Below are 18,392 nucleotides of genomic sequence, written 5' to 3'. Positions count from 1 at the left end.
GGTAGACTTGAGCTATTTAAAAGAGATTATCGATGTTCGTGCTGTAGGTTTTGCTCACTTTTTCACTCATCGATTTCAACTGCTGGATCATGCTGGTTAATTTTCGCGCATAGTTAGGGTCCGTGGCGTAACCCGCATTTTGCAATGCCTGCGCCCCTTGCTCGGCTGTCGCGGCAGCGGTCACTGCCGCATAGCGCGGGTTACGCGATATCAGACCGACATAATCCGACAACGCCTCAAGGTAAGAGCTATAGACGCGGAATCTGGCTTTCACCTTTTTCGCCTCACCGTTCTCATATTCAGTCGTGGTGATTTCAGTGGTTGGACCTTTCCAGCTTCCTGAAGCCTTCACGCCAAAAATGTTAAAGCTCGGTTCACCGTTCTCACGGCGAATTTGTCGCTGCCCCCATCCGGACTCCAGCGCCGCCTGTGCCAGAATCAGATGATGCGGGACGCCGCTTTGCTGGCTGGCCAGCTTAGCCGGCAGCGATAGCTGGGCGAGGAAGTCTTTACTGTCACCTGACAGCGGCTCATCATTGCTTTCCGTCGCCCGGGGGATGGCTTTGCGGACCAGTTGCGTCAATGCCTGATTTTGATAGCTGGTCACCGTTTCCAGTGAAAACTTCATCGGCACCTGCGGCGCGTCATCCGCAGGTTGCGCTTGCCCTTCAGTCATCTGCTTGACCATCATTTCAGCCAGCCCCAGACCTTTGCCTGCGGTCATTTGCTGCGCAATTTGTTGATCATACATGCTGGTATACAAACGCGTTGAATCGCTGCTAAACACGCCATCTTTCGGCAGCGCTTCACGCATGCTTTTCAGCATCATCTGCACGAACATCCCTTCAACCTGACGGGCGACCGGGCGGATATTCGCCGCCGGGTCCTGACCCGCTTTCGCTTTCAGTTCGTTCAGTGATTGCGCATCCCAGGCGGCACTGGTCAGCAGTTTGCTGTCACCAATCATTAGATGATTTCCAGTTTGGCGCGTAAGCAACCCGCGCTCTGCATCGATTGCAGAATGGACATCAGATCCATCGGCGTTGCCCCCAGCGCATTCAGCGCACGCACCACATTGTTCAGGTTGGCGCTGGAACGCACGCTTTGTAGTGAACCACCGCTCTGGCGCAGGTCAATCTGGGTTTGTGGCGTCACCACGGTTTGTCCACCACCAAACGGTGTGTCCGGTTGGCTGACGTTCGCCTGACGGTTCACCGTGATCGACAAGTTGCCTTGTGCCACGGCACAGCTATCCAGCGTCACTTCACGGTTCATGACGACAGATCCGGTGCGCGAGTTGATAATCACTTTCGCATCCTGCGGCGTGACGTTCACCTCAATATTCTGGATATCAGCGAGGAAACGCACCTGTGAGCTGTTGCCACTTGGCACGCGCACCTGAATGGTTCGGGCATCCAACGCTGTTGCGCTACCAAAGCCACGCGCGCGGTTGATGGTGTCGGTAATCTGCTGCGCCATCGTGAAATCTTCATTATTGAGCTGCAGATTAATGGTGTTACCACCGCCGAACTGGCTGGGTAATTCACGTTCGATAATCGCGCCGTTGGTAATGCGTCCACCATTGAGCTGGTTAACCTGCACGCTACTGCCACCTGCAGCCGCGCCCGCACCGCCCACCAAAATATTCCCCTGGGCCAGCGCATATACCTGACTATCGACCCCTTTTAACGGGGTCATCAGCAGCGTACCGCCGCGCAGGCTTTTGGCATTCCCCATAGAGGAGACCACTACGTCGATGGTTTGTCCCTGACGACCGAATGCAGGAAACGACGCGGTAACCATCACCGCCGCCACATTTTTCAGCTGCATATTGGTACCAGTTGGCACGGTTATCCCCAACTGCGAAAGCATGTTATTGAGCGTTTGCGTCGTAAACGGCGTCTGGGTGGTCTGGTCACCCGTACCATCCAGACCCACCACCAGCCCGTAGCCTATCAGCGAGTTTTCCCGCACGCCCTGAACGCTTGTCAGGTCACGAATACGGTCAGCATGCGCAAAGGTGGTTATCAGCACCAGTACCATTCCAACAAAAGATTTAAACACTGGGTACCTCGCTTACATCGGCGACAAGTTAAGGAAGAAACGCTGCAACCAGCCCATATTCTGCGCTTCATTGATGTAGCCGTTACCGACGTACTCAATACGCGCGTCCGCAACCTGGGTTGACGGTACGGAGTTGCTGCCACTGATGGTGCGCGGGTTAACGACCCCGGAGAAGCGAATGAACTCAGTGCCCTGATTAATGGCGATCTGTTTTTCACCCACGACATGTAAATTGCCATTCACCAGTACCTGATCGACCGTCACGGTCAACGTACCGCTGAAGGTATTGCTGGCGTTCGCGCCGCCTTTACCGTTAAAGGTGTTGCCGCCGGAGGCTTCTACGTCGGCACGTTCGTTACCAAACAGCCCTTGCAGGTAGCGCGGTACGGTATCAAAACCAAAGTTGGTCTTGCCGTCGCGGCTGGCGTTCGCCGAAGAGCTTTTGCTCGCGCTGACGTTTTCCTGCAATACGATGGTCAGCGTATCGCCAATATTGCGTGGACGACGATCTTCAAAGAGTGGCTGATAACCATAGTTAATCGGTTGTGCCGACTGGAAGATTGAGCCATTCGCCACCGGCGTTGGACCTGGAACTGGCTGGGCAGACGTTGCGCCCTGCACGAGCGGCGTGGCCGGGATCCAGGCACATCCTGTTAGTGAAACCACCAGCAGGGCTAAAATTGGGTATGGGTGAAGCGCGTATTTTCGCATTGCGGTCATCTTCAAAATCAGTGTGCCGGTGAGGTTTTCACCCCACCGGACTCCACTTTAGAGTTGCGTCAGTTTTTGCAGCATCTGATCGGTGGTCGATACCGCTTTACTGTTGATTTCGTAAGCGCGCTGAACCTGGATCATGTTTACCAGCTCTTCCGCCACATTGACGTTAGAGGTTTCAACATAGCCCTGATACAGCAGACCCGCGCCGTTCAGCCCCGGCGTGCTCTCATTCGGCGCACCGGATGACTGCGTTTCGGTGTACAGATTCTCACCAATGCTTTCCAGACCGGTATCGTTCATGAAGGTTGTCAGGTTAAGCTGCCCTACCTGAACAGGCGCCGCCTGCCCCTGTTGGGTCACGCTGACAATACCGTCGCGTCCAATGGTGATACTGAGCGAGTTAGCCGGAATGGTGATGGCAGGCTGAACCTGAAAACCACCCGCCGTCACCAACTGACCGTTCTGATCCACCTGGAAAGAACCGTCGCGGGTATAAGCGGACGTACCATCGGGCAACATGACCTGGAAAAAGCCCTGGCCTTTAATCGCCACATCTTTACTGTTGTTAGTCTGCGACAGGTTACCCTGGCTGTGTAAACGCTCGGTCGCAACCGGACGTACACCGGTACCAATCTGCAAACCAGACGGCAGTGTGGTCTGCTCAGAAGACTGTGCGCCAGGCTGACGAATCGTCTGGTACAACAGATCCTCAAACACGGCACGTTGGCGTTTAAATCCGTTGGTGCTGACGTTTGCCAGGTTGTTGGCAATCACATCCATGTTGGTTTGCTGTGCATCCAGGCCGGTTTTGGCGATCCATAATGAACTGATCATAAAATGTCCTGTATTAACTCATCGACAGCAGTTGGTTGGCGCGGCCCGCGTTATCATCCACGCTACTGATAATTTTCATCTGCATTTCAAAGCGGCGGGCGTTGGCGATCATGTCGCTCATCGCAGCAACCGGTTTAACGTTACTGCCTTCCAGCACACCCGACATCACACGGATGCTGGGGTCGGCCTGTAACGTTGCACCGCGGGTAGCCTGCGCGGCCTGGGTCAGACGGAACATACCGTCATCGCCACGTTGCACTTCAAGCCCTGTAGCCTTCACCAACTTCAACCGTCCCACTGGCGCGACCGTATTAGCCGGATCGCCTGGGTTAAGTGCAGAAATTGTCCCGTCCGCCGCAATGGTGACTTCCGAGCCTTCTGGTACGGCTATCGGTCCGGCTTCGCCAATTACCGGGTGTCCCTGAATAGTCAGTTCACCCGTAGGGCTTACCTGAATAGCGCCGTTACGTGTATATCCTTCGCTACCGTCTGCGGTCTGCACAGCCAACCAACCATCTTGTTGCAGCGCCACATCCAGCGGGCGGGAGGTATAGTCCATCTGACCGGGCGTCATATCAGCCCCCGGCGTGGAGGCCACCACCAGCGTACGCGTCGGTAAAGACAATCCTTCTACAGGAACCGCGCGCAGTGCATTGAGCTGCGCACGAAATCCTGGCGTGGAGGCGTTTGCCAGGTTGCTGGCCGTCACCGCCTGTTGATTCAGCGTCTGACTGGCCGCGCCCATGGCGGTATAAATTGCGTGATCCATTAAGCCATCCCGTCAGGCGCTTAGCGCAGGTTGACCAGCGTGTTGAGGATCTGATCCTGGGTTTTGATGGTCTGCGCGTTCGACTGATAGTTACGCTGGGCGACAATCATATTCACCAGTTCTTTACTCAAATCCACGTTTGACGCTTCCAGCGCACCGTTGGTCAGCTTGCCGAAGTTGCCTTCGCCTGCGGTACCCAGCAGCGCCACGCCGGAAGACTGAGTCGCCGCCCAAACGTTATCGCCCTGAGACGCCAGACCTTCGTTGTTGGCAAAGTTTGCCAGCACGATCTGCCCCAGAACCTGTTGCTGTTCATTGGAGTAGTTACCGACCACCGTACCGTCATTGTTAATCTGGTAGCTCACCAGATCGCCCGGCTTGTAGCCGTTCTGATTCGTGGCAACGATGTTGTTGGCACCGGTGTTCTGCTGCATGGAGTTCAGGAAGCTCAGGGAGAAGTTCGCCGGAACTGCGCCATTGATCGTACCGGTGGAGATCTGAATTTGCGGTTGGGCATTAGCAGGACCTTCAACGGGGATTTTTGGTCCAGTCGGATCTGCTGGATCGACTGGCACCGTCCCTGGAATATAATTATTCACAGAAGTCAGCGTACCGTTAGAACTAAAGTTCATCACCGCATTTTTGCTGGCCACTGAACCCGCAACGCTGGCGTCCTGGGTGTAGACATCCCATTTGTTAGGGCCTGTTTTGACATAAAAAATGTTCATGTCATGGGCATTACCCTGGCTATCGAAAACGGTAACGCTGCCTTTTTTGTTGTAGGAATCGGCATCGCTTGGGTTAAACGGGGTCTTGGTAGGAACCTTGTCAGTGGAGTTCAGGTTGACCTGCATTGACGCAGTGGTGGTGGATTTAGCCGCCATCAGCGTATTCGGGATAGTGATCGGTGCCGGGTTCGCACCCTGCTGAACTGTCGGCGGTGTACCGGTAGCCGGATAGCCCGTCAGCTGCAGCCCCTGCATGTTAACGATATTTCGGTTTTCATCGAGCTTGAACTGACCGTTACGGCTGTAGAAAACGGAACCGTTGCTGTCTACCATACGGAAAAAACCGTTCTGGCTGATAGCAACATCCAGCCCACGTCCAGTGTTTGTGGTAGTACCGTCGGTAAAGTCCTGAGTAATACCCGCAACTTTAACGCCTAAACCGACTTTCGAACCGGCAAACATATCGGCAAAAGATGCCGTGCCAGATTTAAAACCGTAGGTGGCGGAGTTGGCAATGTTGTTACCAATGACATCGAGGTTGGTCGCTGCAGCGTTCAGACCGCTGACCGCTTGAGAAAAGGCCATGACTTACTCCTGATAAGTGTGAAGGCTTAAATTATCTGCCGTACTTCGTCGAGGGTGGTGGTTCCATAAGTGCCCAGATCCAGCGTATTACCGCCGTTACTGCGAATAACGCCCTGCACCAGCGCAAACTGAAGCGGCTGTGCCACCAGTTGCGTTCCGCCATTACTGGCAGCAATTGACACGTTGTAAGAACCGCTTGGTGCATCCGTGCCATCGGTCATGGTGCCGTCCCAGGTAAAGGTATGAACGCCCGCTTTCAATCCACCAATGTCAATGGTGCGTACCACTTTGCCGTCTTTATCGGTAATGGTTGCGGTAACCTTATCTGCCGGTTGCTGCAGCTCAACGCCAAATGGGGTTGTCGTAGTTTTGGCACCTTCTTCTGTCCCTTTACCGGTCAGAATGGTCGTACCCGGGATCATGACACCGTGGCCAATCAGCGTACTGGCCTGCAGCGACTGACTGTTGTCGATCTGCCCAGAGATCGATCCCAGCGTAGTGTTCAGTTTCTCAATCCCGCTCACGGTACTGATTTGCGCCAACTGGGTAGTCAGTTCGTTGTTTTGCAACGGGTTGGTAGGGTCCTGGTTTTTCAGTTGTGCAACCAGCAGCGTAAGAAAGCTGCTTTGCAGGTCAGCGGCGTTGCTGCCCGTCAGGGAGCTGTTCCCCGTGGCGGCATTAACCCCCGTCGTGCTCGGATCATTCATTTTTACAGCAATAGACATGTGCGCCTCCTTTACTGGCCTAGCGTCAGCGTTTTAAGCATCAAGCTTTTCACGGTGTTGAGCACTTCGACGTTTGCCTGGTAGCTACGTGAGGCAGACATGGTGTTGACCATCTCGCCAACAACGTCCACATTCGGCATTTTTACGTAGCCGTTCGCATCGGCCAGCGGATTACCGGGTTCATAAACCAGCTTATCCGGCGCCTGACTTTCAATGACGTCAGCAACTTTTACGCCACCGGTTGCCGCACCTGGCGCAGCATCTACCTGAAAAACAACCTGCTTCGCGCGATACGGCTGACCGTCGGGTCCGCTGACGCTATCCGCATTCGCCATGTTGCTGGCCGCGACGTTCAGGCGTTTAGACTGAGCCGTCAGCGCAGAACCTGCGATATCAAAAATATTTAACAGCGCCACGAATTAGTTCCCTCCTTGCAGCACGTTCATCATGCCTTTGATTTGTCCACCCAGCGCCGTCAGCCCCATTTGATATTTGAGGCTGTTGTCTGCAAATTGCGTGCGCTCCCGGTCCATATCTACCGTGTTGCCATCAAGAGACGGCTGGTCAGGAATACGGTAGAGCAGCTCCGTAGACGGCGCAGAAACGGTCTGGGCTGGGATGTGTTGTGCAGAGGTCAGCGTCAACGAAACGCCGCCGGTTTCTTCCCGTCCTCGCACCATGACTTTTTTTAATTCACTGGCGAAATCCAGATCGCGCGCCTGGTACCCCGGCGTGTCGGCATTGGCAATGTTGGCCGCCAATATTTCCTGGCGTTGGGCGCGCAAATTCAGCGCTTCCTGTTGAAAACGTAAGGCGGCGTCGAGCTTATCGAGCATATCTCCTCCGCAAATGACAAAATTCAGCCGACAGCTTAAATCCCATTACGCGCGCGTTATCGCCGGAATAAACGCAAAATGCGTCGCTATTTGTTGCGTTGATGACTGCGTCACACAGGTAAAATCCTGCCACTACCTGAAAAAGCGCGAGGTTTTGATGCAAACGTTTAAACGTGGAATAGTCGTGGCAGCACTGCTGTTCAGCCCTATGACGCTGGCGCAAGACCTGAATTCGCAGCTAACGGCATGGTTTTCCCAGCGCCTGGCCGGATTTAGCGATGAGGTGGTGGTCACTATCCGAACGTCACCAAACTTATTGCCCAACTGCGAACAACCAGCATTAAGCGTGTCAGGTAGCGCGAAACTGTGGGGCAATGTGAATGTGCTGGCCCGCTGTGCCAACGAAAAACGTTATCTGCAGGTGAACGTGCAGGCGACGGGAAACTACGTTGTTGCCGCTGCATCCGTAGCGCGAGGTAGCACCTTGACCCCAGCCAGCGTAACGCTGAAACGTGGTCGACTGGACCAACTACCGCCGCGCGCGGTGCTGGATATGAGTCAGGTGCAAGATGCAGTGAGCCTGCGCGATCTGGTGCCGGGCCAACCGATACAGCTTTCGATGTTGCGCCAGGCATGGCGGATCAAGGCCGGTCAGCGCGTACTGGTCATTGCCAACGGAGATGGCTTTCGGGTCAATGCCGAAGGTAAAGCGCTGAACAACGCCGCTGTCGCACAGAATGCGCGAGTGCGGATGATTTCAGGCCAGGTGGTGAGCGGCGTCGTCGATTCTGATGGGAATATTCTTATTAACCTATAATAGGTTAAAGATTTTTTAGCGTGTGCCGATAGATAAACAACCAATGATTACAGCGGGCCGCTATAGCGTAACCCCTCGATGAGGAAAAATAAAATGAGCATTGATCGTACCTCACCATTGAAGCCAGTAAGCACCGTTCAGCCGCGTGAAACCAGCGATGCGCCGGTACAAAAAGCGCTGAAGGAAAAAACCACCGCGACCACCAGCACCAGCGTCATGCTGAGCGACGCCCAGGCCAAACTGATGCAGCCCGGCAGCAATGACATCAATATGGAACGCGTGGAAGCACTGAAAACCGCAATCCGTAACGGTGAATTGAAAATGGATACCGGAAAAATTGCCGACTCGCTGATTCGCGAGGCGCAGAGCTACCTACAGAGTAAATAAAGTATGACTCGTTTGTCAGAAATACTTGACCAGATGACGACCGTCCTCAATGACCTGAAAACGGTAATGGATGCTGAACAGCAGCAGCTTTCCGCAGGGCATATCAACGGCAGCCAGCTACAGCGTATTACAGAAGAAAAAAGCTCCTTGCTGGCAACCCTTGATTATCTTGAGCAGCAGCGCCGCCTGGAGCATGACGCCACGCGCAGCGCCAATGATGAGATTGCTGAACGCTGGCAAACTATCACCAAGAAAACACAGCATTTACGCGACCTCAACCAGCACAACGGTTGGCTGCTGGAAGGGCAGATCGAGCGTAATCAACAAGCAATACAAGTGCTGAAACCGCACCAGGAACCGGCGTTGTATGGCGCAAACGGTCAAACCTCTGCTGCGCACCGCAGCGGGAAAAAATTCTCTATTTGATGTCAGCCTGATAACATTTTGCTTATCAGGCCTACGCCTTTTGTAGGCCGGATACGGCGTTATGCCGCCATCCGGCATTGATCCATTACGCCGTCCGGCGCACAAACTCTTTTACTTTAAAGCCCAGTACGGCGAGTGCTGCGAAGTAAGCGGCAATGCCTGCCACCACGACCGCCATCAGACGCAGCAGACGCCACAACATCGTTCCCTGCGACCAATCCGGCATGATGTAGAGCATCCCAACCAGCACCGCAGACATCACCAGCACGGAAATCACCAGACGCGCCAGGAACCAGCTCCAGCCCGGTTGTGGGGTAAAGATTTTCTGTTTCCGCAGTTGCCAGTAAAGCAGTGAAGCGTTCAGACATGCCGCCAGACCAATCGACAGCGACAATCCGGCATGCTTTAACGGCCCGATAAACGCAAGGTTCATCACCTGGGTCATAATCAGCGTCACAATGGCAATCTTCACTGGCGTTTTAATATCCTGGCGCGAGTAAAAGCCCGGAGCCAACACTTTCACCACGATCAAGCCAATCAAACCTACCGAGTACGCCACCAGCGCACGCTGGGTCATCGCGGCATCAAAGGCGGTAAATTTACCGTACTGGAACAGAGACACCGTCAGCGGTTTGGCCAGAATACCCAACGCTACGGCACTCGGTAATGCCAACAGGAAACACAAGCGCAGGCCCCAGTCCATCAGACGACAATATTCATCATGATTACCGCTGGAAAAGCTTTTGGACAGCGATGGCAGCAGGATAGTCCCCAGCGCCACGCCCAGAACACCGGACGGAAACTCCATCAGACGGTCGGCATAATACATCCATGAAACTGAGCCAGAGGCCAGAAACGAGGCGAAAATCGTATTGATGATCAGTGAAATCTGGCTGACAGATACCCCAAGGATCGCTGGCCCCATTTGCTTGACGACACGCATCGCCCCTGCATCACGGAAGTTCACGCGCGGCAGTACCAGCATGCCAATTTTCTTCAAGTGCGGAAGCTGATAAATCAGCTGTAGCACGCCGCCAACCGTAACGGCCCACGCCAGAGCCAGCACCGGCGGGTTAAAATAGGGCGCCGCAAATAGCGCGAAGCCGATCATGCTGATATTCAGAAAGGTCGGGGCAAACGCAGGAATGGAAAAGCGGTTCCAGGTATTAAGGATCGCACCAACCAGTGAGGCCAATGAAATCAGTAGAATATAGGGAAAAGTGATCCGCAGCAGTTGAGTGGTCAGCGCAAATTTATCCGCTGTGTCGGCAAATCCCGGCGCGGTGACTAATATCACCCATGGCGCAGCCAACATCCCGGCTACTGTCACCACGGCCAGCGCCAGCGTCAACAGTCCGGAAACGTAGGCAACAAACACGCGGGTAGCATCTTCCCCCTGCTTGCTTTTGTACTCAGCAAGAATCGGCACAAATGCCTGCGAAAATGCGCCTTCGGCAAAAATTCGGCGCAACAGGTTAGGAAGTTTGAATGCCACAAAAAAGGCATCTGTCGCCATCCCTGCACCAAAGATTCTGGCGACAATCGCATCACGCGCAAAACCCAGCACACGTGAAAACATCGTCATCGAGCTGACGGCTGCCAGCGACTTTAATAAATTCATCTATGTTGTATTCCAGACTCTGAGGCAAAACCCCGACAAACCTGCCCGTAGGTCGGATAAGGCATTCTCGCCGCCATCCGACACTTTTGCTGTGCCTGATGGCGACACCCTGGCACCTTATCAGGCCGACAAACCAGCCTATGGTTGAAAAGAGGTGTTATTTTGAGTGGGCATATAGTACCTGGATTACAATGAATTACTACCGCCAGATGTTACAGGGGGTTATTCAGCCATCGCCTCCCGCCACAGCTTTTCAACAACACGCTGGGCCAGTAGCGCCTGCTCGCCTGCCGTCTGGGGAACCGTCTGATTTTGCACGCACTCAATGAAATGACGGGCACATCCGGCAAAACCACGCTGTTCTAAGGTCGTTTGCCAGCCCGCTATCGGCTTATGAACAACACCTTGCCCACGCTCTTCCCGCCATTCCCGCATATCAGTTACGTCAATCAGGCCGCCGTCCGTCACCGCCTGCACGCTCTCACGCTGGCTACCGGCACGGCGATGCATACTGGTCGTTATCTGCATTTGACCGACAGAAAAATGATGCTCGGCGTAGAGCATCGCACCAGATTCATTGGTCAGCAGCGTGCCGTTATTTAACTGCGCCTGCCCTCCCGCCAGCCACAAAGCGGTATCGACCACGTGCAGATAGTCGTCCAGCAGAGTGAAGCGCAGATCGTGCGGCCCAACGCTATCCGTACGGTGCTTATCCATACGTACAGACGCTGCGGTGCCCAACTGGGTTTTGAGATCCTGGTACAGCGGTGCAAATCGACGGTTAAACCCGACCATCAGCGTGAGTTTTTTCCGCGCGGCCAGCTCGACCAGTTGCTCAGCCTCGTGCAGGTTTTCCGCCAGCGGTTTATCCACACACACGTGAACTCCGGCATTCAGCAATTCACTAACTACCGCATAGTGCGTCGCGGTACTGGAATGGACGAAAACCGCGTCGCAGGTTTGCGCCAGATTCTTCAATGAATCCACGTAGGGTATTCGCCAGGTGTCACAGATACGCTGTGCTTTATCGCGTGAAGGTGAAAATGCGCCTTGCAGCGTCCAGTCCGCGGAGGTGCCTAGCACGGGTAGCCAGGCCTTTTGTGCAATACCGCCCAGGCCGACTACGCCGATACGTAATTTTTTCACGTTAGTCTCCCAGGTGCGCCAGCAAGGAATCAAGTCGCTGCTTAAGCTCTGCGACTTCCGTTTCCAGCGCTTCCACGCGCGCCTGCAGATCACCGGAGGCTACAGGGGGTTCATCTGCCGCGGCAATGGCTTCATCAACCTCACCACAAAACAGGTGCATATAGCGACTTTCACGTTTGCCCGGCTCACGCGCCAGGCGGATCACATAAGGCCCATCTTCCCGGTTCGCCAGATTTTCCAGCGTCGACTCCACTTCGGCCATATCGCTGAATTCGTACATACGGGATGCGCGGCTACGCAGTTCACCAGGCGTCTGAGCGCCCCGCAGCAGCAGTGTGGTGATTATGGCCACCTCTGCGGCACTAAGCTTCAGATTGCCAAATTCAGAGTTGCAGAAACGCTGCTCATATTTCGTGACGCGATTGCCAAAACCGCTCACCGTGCGCAGAAAATGTCGCTTAACCAGGTTATCCAACTGCTCCTGCACGTCCGATTCCGACAGGTTCATCACCGGTTCACGATTCGTTTTTTGATTGCAGGCTGTTACGACTCCATTAACGGAGAGTGGGTACTGTTCCGGCGTGGTCACTTGTTTTTCTAATAAACAGCCAATCACTCGTGCTTCGGTGGCGGTTAATTCGTATTTCATCGTCTTCTCCATTAATCATGGCTGCATCTGAAACTTAGCGGCCGGGGGTCCATTCTGATGTGGTCAACGCCGTCAGCACGTGATCGCGCCACTGCCCGTCAATCAGCAGGTAGTCTTTGGCATACCCTTCTTTTTCAAAACCCAGTCGCGCCAGCAGGTCACCGCTGCGCTTATTATGTGGCATGTAGTTAGCCATAATGCGGTGAATATGCTGCGTGCGCTGCATATAACGGATGGCCGAGGTTAAGGCTTCATACATTAGCCCCTGCCCCTGCCATTTCTGCGCAATGGAGTAGCCGAGATAACAGGCATGGAAGGATCCCCGCACCACGTTTGAGAAGTTCGCAACGCCGATAATCTCTTTTTCGTCAGGATCGAGCAGCGCAAAATAATAGGCGGTGCCCTGTTTATGAAACTCAGAGATCATGCTCAGACGCGCCTGCCAGCCGGACGGATAGCAGTGGCTTTCATCGCGAATAGGTTCCCAGGGTTTTAAGAAATGACGATTTTCTGCGTAATAATCTGCCAGACGCCAGGCATCACGCTCATGCACTAAACGCACGACCAGGCGGTCGGTGGTTAAGCGCACTTTTGGCACGTTACTGCGATAGCCAAACATTCTATACCTACTCCTTCCCGTAACGTCTTCATCAATACGCTATTCGCATTACTATACCTGTGCGAATACGCCCTGTGAAAAGAGCAAAATGCCATTTTTTGAATTATTCACACATTTTGATGAAAACTCTCTATCAAGACGGACTTTTGATAAAAAAATATTGTCCCGCGAAGGGTGGGAAAAGCGATGACGACACCGCAGAATAGGAGGTGCTTATCTTTTAAACTCTATCCAGAGTGACGAGTTTTTCCCTGGAGGGGAAATGTCGCAAGTCTCGCAGGCAAGGAACCTGGGTAAATACTTCCTTCTCATCGATAATATGCTGGTCGTGCTGGGTTTCTTCGTCGTTTTCCCGCTGATCTCAATTCGTTTCGTCGACCAAATGGGCTGGGCCGCCGTGATGGTCGGTATTGCACTAGGATTACGTCAATTTATCCAGCAGGGGTTGGGTATTTTCGGCGGTGCTATTGCGGACCGTTTCGGTGCAAAACCGATGATCGTCACCGGCATGCTGATGCGCGCTGCCGGGTTCGCCACCATGGGCATTGCCCATGAGCCGTGGCTGCTGTGGTTTTCCTGCTTTCTCTCCGGACTGGGCGGTACACTATTCGACCCACCCCGCTCGGCGCTGGTGGTTAAACTGATCCGCCCGGAAAAGCGTGGGCGCTTTTTCTCTATTCTGATGATGCAGGATAGCGCCGGGGCAGTGGTTGGCGCGTTGCTTGGCAGTTGGTTATTGCAATACGATTTTCGTCTCGTCTGCGCCACCGGCGCAATTTTGTTCGTTCTGTGCGCGGCGTTTAACGCCTGGCTGCTCCCGGCATGGAAGCTGTCGACGGTGAAAATTCCAGTGCGCGAAGGGATGAGCCACGTGATGCATGACAAGCGCTTTGTCACCTATGTGCTGACGCTGGCGGGCTATTACATGCTGGCGGTACAGGTGATGCTGATGCTGCCAATCATGGTGAACGACATCGCAGGTTCACCGGCCGCTGTGAAATGGATGTATGCCATCGAGGCGTGCCTCTCATTGACGCTGCTCTACCCAATTGCCCGCTGGAGTGAAAAACGTTTTCGCCTTGAACATCGTCTGATGGCCGGTCTGCTGGTGATGTCTCTGAGCATGATGCCGATCGGTCTGGTGGGGAATTTGCAGCAGTTGTTCACCCTGATCTGTACGTTCTATATTGGCTCGATCATCGCCGAACCCGCGCGTGAAACCCTTAGCGCCTCACTGGCGAATGCACGTGCCCGAGGAAGCTATATGGGCTTCAGTCGACTGGGGCTCGCTATCGGTGGCGCAATTGGATATATCGGCGGCGGCTGGCTGTTTGACATGGGCAAGGCCCTGGCACAGCCTGAGTTGCCCTGGATGATGCTCGGTATTATCGGCCTCATCACCTTCCTGGCGCTGGGCTGGCAATTCAGTCTCAAACGCCCAACGAGAGGCATGCTGGAGCCAGACGCCTGATAGCCGAACCTGCTTCCGGGCGCTTTTCAGTTTTTTCTGCTGGCGTCCGGGGCGCTGGTACTCGATGATGCTTTGTGTCACGATTACGCCACATGCATCATGTTGAGGAACCCCATGAAAAAGTTTTTTTTTGCCGCTGCACTGATTGTCAGCGGCCTGTTGGTTGGTTGTAATCAACTCACGCAATACACGGTTAGCGAGCAAGAAATTAATCAGGCCCTGGCAAAGCATAATAACTTTTCTAAAGATATCGGCTTGCCCGGCGTTGCTGAAGCACACATCGTACTAAATAATCTCGCCAGTCAGATTGGCCGTGAAGAACCCAATAAAGTGACCCTGACCGGTGACGCCAACCTGGACATGAATTCCCTGTTTGGCAGCCAGAAAGCGACCATGAAGCTGAAGTTAAAAGCCTTACCGGTATTTAACAAAGAGAAAGGCGCAATTTATCTGCAAGAGATGGAAGTCGTGGATGCGACCGTGACACCAGAAAAAATGCAGTCGGTACTGCAAACGCTGATGCCTTATTTAAACCAGTCGCTGCGTAACTATTTCAACCAGCAGCCAGCCTACATTCTGCAGGATGACAGTAGCCAGGGTGAAGCTCTGGCGAAAAAACTGGCGAAGGGAATTGAGGTGAAACCGGGGGAAATCATCATCCCGTTCACCGACTAATAAAACTTAGGGCGCCGATGCGCCCTTTTTTTTCGTGCAAACGAAAACGTTTCCGCTTATCCTTTGTTTCCGGCAAAAAAGACTATCCTCAGCCGGAGCATATTGATGACTGCACCATCCCAGGTTTTAAAGATCCGCCGCCCAGACGACTGGCATCTTCACTTTCGCGATGGCGACATGTTAAAAACTGTCGTGCCCTACACCAGTGAAATTTATGGTCGCGCCATTGTCATGCCGAACCTGGCACCGCCCGTCACCACGGTTGACGCGGCTATCGCTTATCGCCAGCGCATTCTTGACGCGGTACCTGCCGGACACGACTTCACACCATTAATGACCTGCTACTTAACGGATACGCTGGATCCCAACGAGCTGGAACGTGGATTTAACGAAGGCGTATTCACCGCAGCAAAACTCTATCCGGCCAATGCCACCACCAACTCGACGCATGGCGTAACCTCTATTGACGCCATCATGCCGGTGCTGGAGAGGATGGAAAAATTGGGTATGCCGCTGCTGGTGCACGGCGAAGTGACGCATGCAGATATCGATATTTTCGATCGCGAAGCGCGCTTTATTGAAACGGTGATGGAACCGCTGCGCCAGCGTTTGACCTCGCTGAAAGTAGTGTTCGAGCATATCACTACCAAAGATGCTGCCGAATACGTGCGCGACGGTAACGAGCTTCTGGCAGCGACTATTACGCCACAGCACCTGATGTTTAACCGCAACCACATGCTGGTTGGCGGGATTCGTCCTCACCTGTACTGCCTGCCGATCCTCAAACGTAACGTCCACCAACAGGCGCTGCGTGAACTGGTTGCCAGCGGGTTTACGCGCGCCTTCCTCGGTACCGACTCAGCGCCGCACGCACGTCATCGCAAAGAGTCAAGCTGTGGCTGTGCTGGATGCTTTAATGCACCGACCGCACTAGGCAGCTATGCCACCGTGTTTGAAGAGATGAATGCGCTGGACCATTTCGAAGCCTTCTGCTCACTCAACGGCCCACAGTTCTATGGTTTGCCGGTAAATGAGACCTTTATTGAGCTGGAACGCATGGAGCACCTTGTTCCTGAGAGCATAGCGTTGGAAGACGATACGCTGGTGCCTTTCCTGGGTGGCGAAACGGTACGCTGGTCAGTAAAAAGCTAAAAAAAGTGTAGCCAACTGATTCGAATAACTGTATAAATAAACAGTATGTTCAACAGGGGGCTACTATGCGTATTGAAGTCACTATTGCCAAAACTTCACCTTTACCTGCCGGTGCAATTGACGCACTGGCAGGTGAACTCTCCCGCCGTATTCAGCACCATTTTCCGGATAACGAAGGTAACGTTACCGTCCGTTATGCCGGCGCAAACAATCTGTCGGTTATTGGCGCGACCAAAGAGGACAAAGAACGCATCAGCGAAATCCTACAGGAAACCTGGGAAAGCGCGGATGACTGGTTCATCAACGAATAAATAACGATATGCAGTGATGTTTGTTTGCCGGGTCGCCCCGGCTTTTTTATACACGCTATCTTGTAATCAATCGCGCATTTCTTCTGACGAGCATTTAATTTAATATTAACCCACCGATTATCTTTTAACCAAAACAACAAAATAATTGTGCAACATACTAAAAAAAAATGAATAACATGTCGGTTTCTTAGTCAGATAACGCTGAAAACAAAAATTTTATGCCCTTCCCTCTTTAAATTTTCAATGAATACCCTTATTTATTGATATACTGAAGTTGCTTCAGAAAAAAACGCATTGAACCTCGAAAACCGTTGTCTAGTAACACGAATTAGGGGGCATGATGGAAAAGAATAATGAAGTCATTCAGACTCATCCGCTTGTAGGGTGGGACATCAGCACTGTTGATAGCTACGATGCGCTGATGCTGCGTTTGCACTACCAAACCCCGAACCGCCCTGACCCGGATGGGACTGAAGTTGGTCAAACGCTCTGGTTAACCACTGATGTTGCCAGGCAATTTATTTCGATATTAGAAGCAGGAATCGCCAAAATTGAATCTGGCGATTACCAGGTAAATGAGTATCAGCGACATTAAACCTGATACATCCAACCATCAAAGGCACCTTAGCGGTGCCTTTCTTATTTCCAGGTTGAATATTCCAGGTCAGTTATTTACCCTTCTACTATCGCGATTGCAGAGAGAAGCGGATGAAATACGACTTAATCATTATTGGCAGCGGTTCGGTAGGCGCCGCAGCTGGATACTATGCCACTCGTGCCGGTCTGAAGGTTCTGATGATCGATGCGCATATGCCACCACATCAACAGGGCAGCCACCACGGCGATACTCGATTAATTCGTCATGCTTATGGCGAAGGCGAAAAATACGTTCCGCTGGTGCTACGTGCGCAAACATTGTGGGATGAACTGTCCACCCATAATGAAGAACCGATTTTTGTTCGCTCCGGAGTTATCAACCTCGGTCCGGCAGAGTCAACCTTCATAGCAACTGCAGCGCAAAGCGCAAAACAGTGGCAACTTAACGTTGAACAATTAGATGCAGCGGCCATCATGGCTCGCTGGCCGGAAATTCGCGTTCCTGACAACTATATCGGTCTGTTTGAAGCGGAGTCCGGTTTTTTACGCAGTGAGTTAGCAATTAAAACCTGGATCCGTCTGGCGGAAGAAGCAGGCTGTGCGCAACTGTTTAAATGCCCGGTCAGCGCAATTCATCACGGTGATGATGGCATCACGGTAGAAACGGCTGACGGTGACTACCATGCGAAAAAAGCAGTGATCAGCGCCGGTACCTGGGTGCAGGCTTTAGTCCCTGAACTACCGATACAACCGGTGCGCAAAGTGTTCGCCTGGTATCAGGCCGATGGGCGCTACAGCGTTAAGAATAACTTCCCGGCTTTCACCGGCGAGCTGCCAAATGGCGATCAATACTACGGTTTCCCGGCTGAAAACGACGAGCTGAAAATTGGTAAGCACAATGGCGGACAGGTAATCCATTCTGCAGAAGAGCGTAAGCCATTTGCCGCTGTAGCCAGCGACGGTTCTGAAGCCTTCCCATTCCTGCGCACAATTCTGCCTGGCGTTGGCTGTTGCCTGCACGGCGCATCCTGCACTTACGATAATTCACCAGATGAAGACTTTATAATTGATACTCTGCCGGAACATGACAACACGCTGATCATTACCGGACTGAGCGGACATGGCTTTAAGTTTGCCTCTGTACTGGGAGAGATTGCGGCAGACTTCGCTCAGGACAAACCGTCTGACTTTGACCTGACCCCCTTCAGGCTAAGCCGTTTTAAGTGATAATAAATGAATGGCCTCGTTGGTGAGGCCATTTTT

Annotated in this window: 22 protein-coding genes; 9 read left to right on the top strand and 13 right to left on the bottom strand. The window is 53.1% G+C overall.

Translation table 11 applies throughout. The features are described 5' to 3' along the window. Positions 1-16 precede the first annotated feature (16 nt). From flgJ to flgB, 9 genes are read right to left on the bottom strand one after another with little or no spacing between them, the layout of a single operon-like run. Positions 17-967 carry a flagellar assembly peptidoglycan hydrolase FlgJ gene (gene flgJ, locus OGX86_RS04895; protein ID WP_016152632.1) on the bottom strand — a complete coding sequence of 317 codons (951 nt, stop codon included), beginning with the start codon at positions 965-967 and terminating at the stop codon, positions 17-19. After that, on the bottom strand, positions 967-2,043 hold the full coding sequence (locus OGX86_RS04890; RefSeq protein ID WP_050579918.1) for a flagellar basal body P-ring protein FlgI: 1,077 nt from the start codon (positions 2,041-2,043) through the stop codon (positions 967-969). The genes flgJ and OGX86_RS04890 overlap by 1 nt, the downstream gene beginning before the upstream one ends. Before the next feature lie 33 nt (positions 2,044-2,076). After that, a complete protein-coding gene (flgH, locus tag OGX86_RS04885) occupies positions 2,077-2,775 on the bottom strand; it encodes a flagellar basal body L-ring protein FlgH (RefSeq protein WP_016152630.1) in 699 nt (232 codons plus the stop codon). 57 nt (positions 2,776-2,832) lie between these two features. Next, on the bottom strand, positions 2,833-3,615 hold the full coding sequence (flgG, locus tag OGX86_RS04880; RefSeq protein WP_003036202.1) for a flagellar basal-body rod protein FlgG: 783 nt from the start codon (positions 3,613-3,615) through the stop codon (positions 2,833-2,835). Positions 3,616-3,628: 13 nt separating this feature from the next. Further along, on the bottom strand, positions 3,629-4,384 hold the full coding sequence (locus tag OGX86_RS04875; protein WP_003832161.1) for a flagellar basal body rod protein FlgF: 756 nt from the start codon (positions 4,382-4,384) through the stop codon (positions 3,629-3,631). Positions 4,385-4,404: 20 nt separating this feature from the next. After that, entirely contained in the window at positions 4,405-5,697 is a 1,293-nt protein-coding gene (gene flgE / locus OGX86_RS04870) for a flagellar hook protein FlgE (RefSeq protein ID WP_048235653.1), read from the bottom strand. Between the two features lie 26 nt (positions 5,698-5,723). After that, a complete protein-coding gene (gene flgD, locus OGX86_RS04865) occupies positions 5,724-6,422 on the bottom strand; it encodes a flagellar hook assembly protein FlgD (protein WP_003832158.1) in 699 nt (232 codons plus the stop codon). A gap of 11 nt (positions 6,423-6,433) precedes the next feature. After that, the gene (gene flgC, locus OGX86_RS04860) at positions 6,434-6,838 is read right to left on the bottom strand and encodes a flagellar basal body rod protein FlgC (protein WP_003036191.1); all 405 of its coding nucleotides are present in this window, start codon (positions 6,836-6,838) and stop codon (positions 6,434-6,436) included. A gap of 3 nt (positions 6,839-6,841) precedes the next feature. After that, the gene (flgB, locus tag OGX86_RS04855; protein ID WP_003036189.1) at positions 6,842-7,258 is read right to left on the bottom strand and encodes a flagellar basal body rod protein FlgB; all 417 of its coding nucleotides are present in this window, start codon (positions 7,256-7,258) and stop codon (positions 6,842-6,844) included. A 157-nt stretch (positions 7,259-7,415) separates the two neighbouring features. Here flgB and flgA point away from each other — a divergent pair, with 157 nt between their 5' ends. The 3 genes from flgA to flgN all read left to right on the top strand — a co-directional run bounded on the left by flgA (position 7,416) and on the right by flgN (position 8,888). After that, positions 7,416-8,075, top strand: coding sequence for a flagellar basal body P-ring formation chaperone FlgA (flgA, locus tag OGX86_RS04850; RefSeq protein ID WP_008784358.1), 660 nt, complete (start codon positions 7,416-7,418; stop codon positions 8,073-8,075). Positions 8,076-8,168: 93 nt separating this feature from the next. Next, a complete protein-coding gene (gene flgM / locus OGX86_RS04845; RefSeq protein ID WP_048214469.1) occupies positions 8,169-8,462 on the top strand; it encodes a flagellar biosynthesis anti-sigma factor FlgM in 294 nt (97 codons plus the stop codon). Between the two features lie 3 nt (positions 8,463-8,465). After that, positions 8,466-8,888: a flagella biosynthesis chaperone FlgN gene (gene flgN, locus OGX86_RS04840; RefSeq protein ID WP_048214470.1), complete on the top strand. Its 423-nt coding sequence runs from the start codon at positions 8,466-8,468 to the stop codon at positions 8,886-8,888. Between the two features lie 85 nt (positions 8,889-8,973). Here the strand turns inward: flgN and murJ are convergent, their stop codons facing one another. The 4 genes from murJ to rimJ form a co-directional block, all read right to left on the bottom strand. Further along, the gene (gene murJ, locus OGX86_RS04835) at positions 8,974-10,509 is read right to left on the bottom strand and encodes a murein biosynthesis integral membrane protein MurJ (protein ID WP_003832150.1); all 1,536 of its coding nucleotides are present in this window, start codon (positions 10,507-10,509) and stop codon (positions 8,974-8,976) included. A 222-nt stretch (positions 10,510-10,731) separates the two neighbouring features. After that, positions 10,732-11,655, bottom strand: coding sequence for a Gfo/Idh/MocA family protein (locus tag OGX86_RS04830; RefSeq protein WP_032942955.1), 924 nt, complete (start codon positions 11,653-11,655; stop codon positions 10,732-10,734). Position 11,656: 1 nt separating this feature from the next. After that, the gene (locus OGX86_RS04825) at positions 11,657-12,304 is read right to left on the bottom strand and encodes a YceH family protein (protein WP_020996497.1); all 648 of its coding nucleotides are present in this window, start codon (positions 12,302-12,304) and stop codon (positions 11,657-11,659) included. A 34-nt stretch (positions 12,305-12,338) separates the two neighbouring features. After that, a complete protein-coding gene (gene rimJ / locus OGX86_RS04820) occupies positions 12,339-12,923 on the bottom strand; it encodes a ribosomal protein S5-alanine N-acetyltransferase (RefSeq protein ID WP_003832145.1) in 585 nt (194 codons plus the stop codon). Between the two features lie 262 nt (positions 12,924-13,185). Between rimJ and mdtH the strand changes: the two genes are divergently transcribed. The 6 genes from mdtH (at position 13,186) to solA (ending at position 18,356) form a co-directional block, all read left to right on the top strand. Then, complete coding sequence (mdtH, locus tag OGX86_RS04815; protein ID WP_003832142.1) at positions 13,186-14,394, top strand: multidrug efflux MFS transporter MdtH; 1,209 nt, start codon at positions 13,186-13,188, stop codon at positions 14,392-14,394. A 114-nt stretch (positions 14,395-14,508) separates the two neighbouring features. Continuing rightward, positions 14,509-15,069, top strand: a complete 561-nt coding sequence (locus OGX86_RS04810) for a lipoprotein (protein ID WP_020996498.1) — start codon at positions 14,509-14,511, stop codon at positions 15,067-15,069. A gap of 105 nt (positions 15,070-15,174) precedes the next feature. Then, entirely contained in the window at positions 15,175-16,221 is a 1,047-nt protein-coding gene (gene pyrC / locus OGX86_RS04805) for a dihydroorotase (protein WP_008784353.1), read from the top strand. Positions 16,222-16,286: 65 nt separating this feature from the next. Continuing rightward, a complete protein-coding gene (gene dinI / locus OGX86_RS04800; protein ID WP_003036157.1) occupies positions 16,287-16,532 on the top strand; it encodes a DNA damage-inducible protein I in 246 nt (81 codons plus the stop codon). Between the two features lie 340 nt (positions 16,533-16,872). Further along, entirely contained in the window at positions 16,873-17,127 is a 255-nt protein-coding gene (gene bssS / locus OGX86_RS04795; protein ID WP_003036154.1) for a biofilm formation regulator BssS, read from the top strand. A gap of 113 nt (positions 17,128-17,240) precedes the next feature. Continuing rightward, positions 17,241-18,356, top strand: a complete 1,116-nt coding sequence (gene solA / locus OGX86_RS04790; protein WP_128317507.1) for an N-methyl-L-tryptophan oxidase — start codon at positions 17,241-17,243, stop codon at positions 18,354-18,356. The last annotated feature ends 36 nt before the right edge of the window (positions 18,357-18,392 follow it).

The organism is Citrobacter sp. Cpo040, assembly GCF_030332915.1.
Taxonomy (GTDB): Bacteria; Pseudomonadota; Gammaproteobacteria; order Enterobacterales; family Enterobacteriaceae; genus Citrobacter; species Citrobacter portucalensis.
This window is presented reverse-complemented; position numbering and strand designations above follow the sequence as displayed.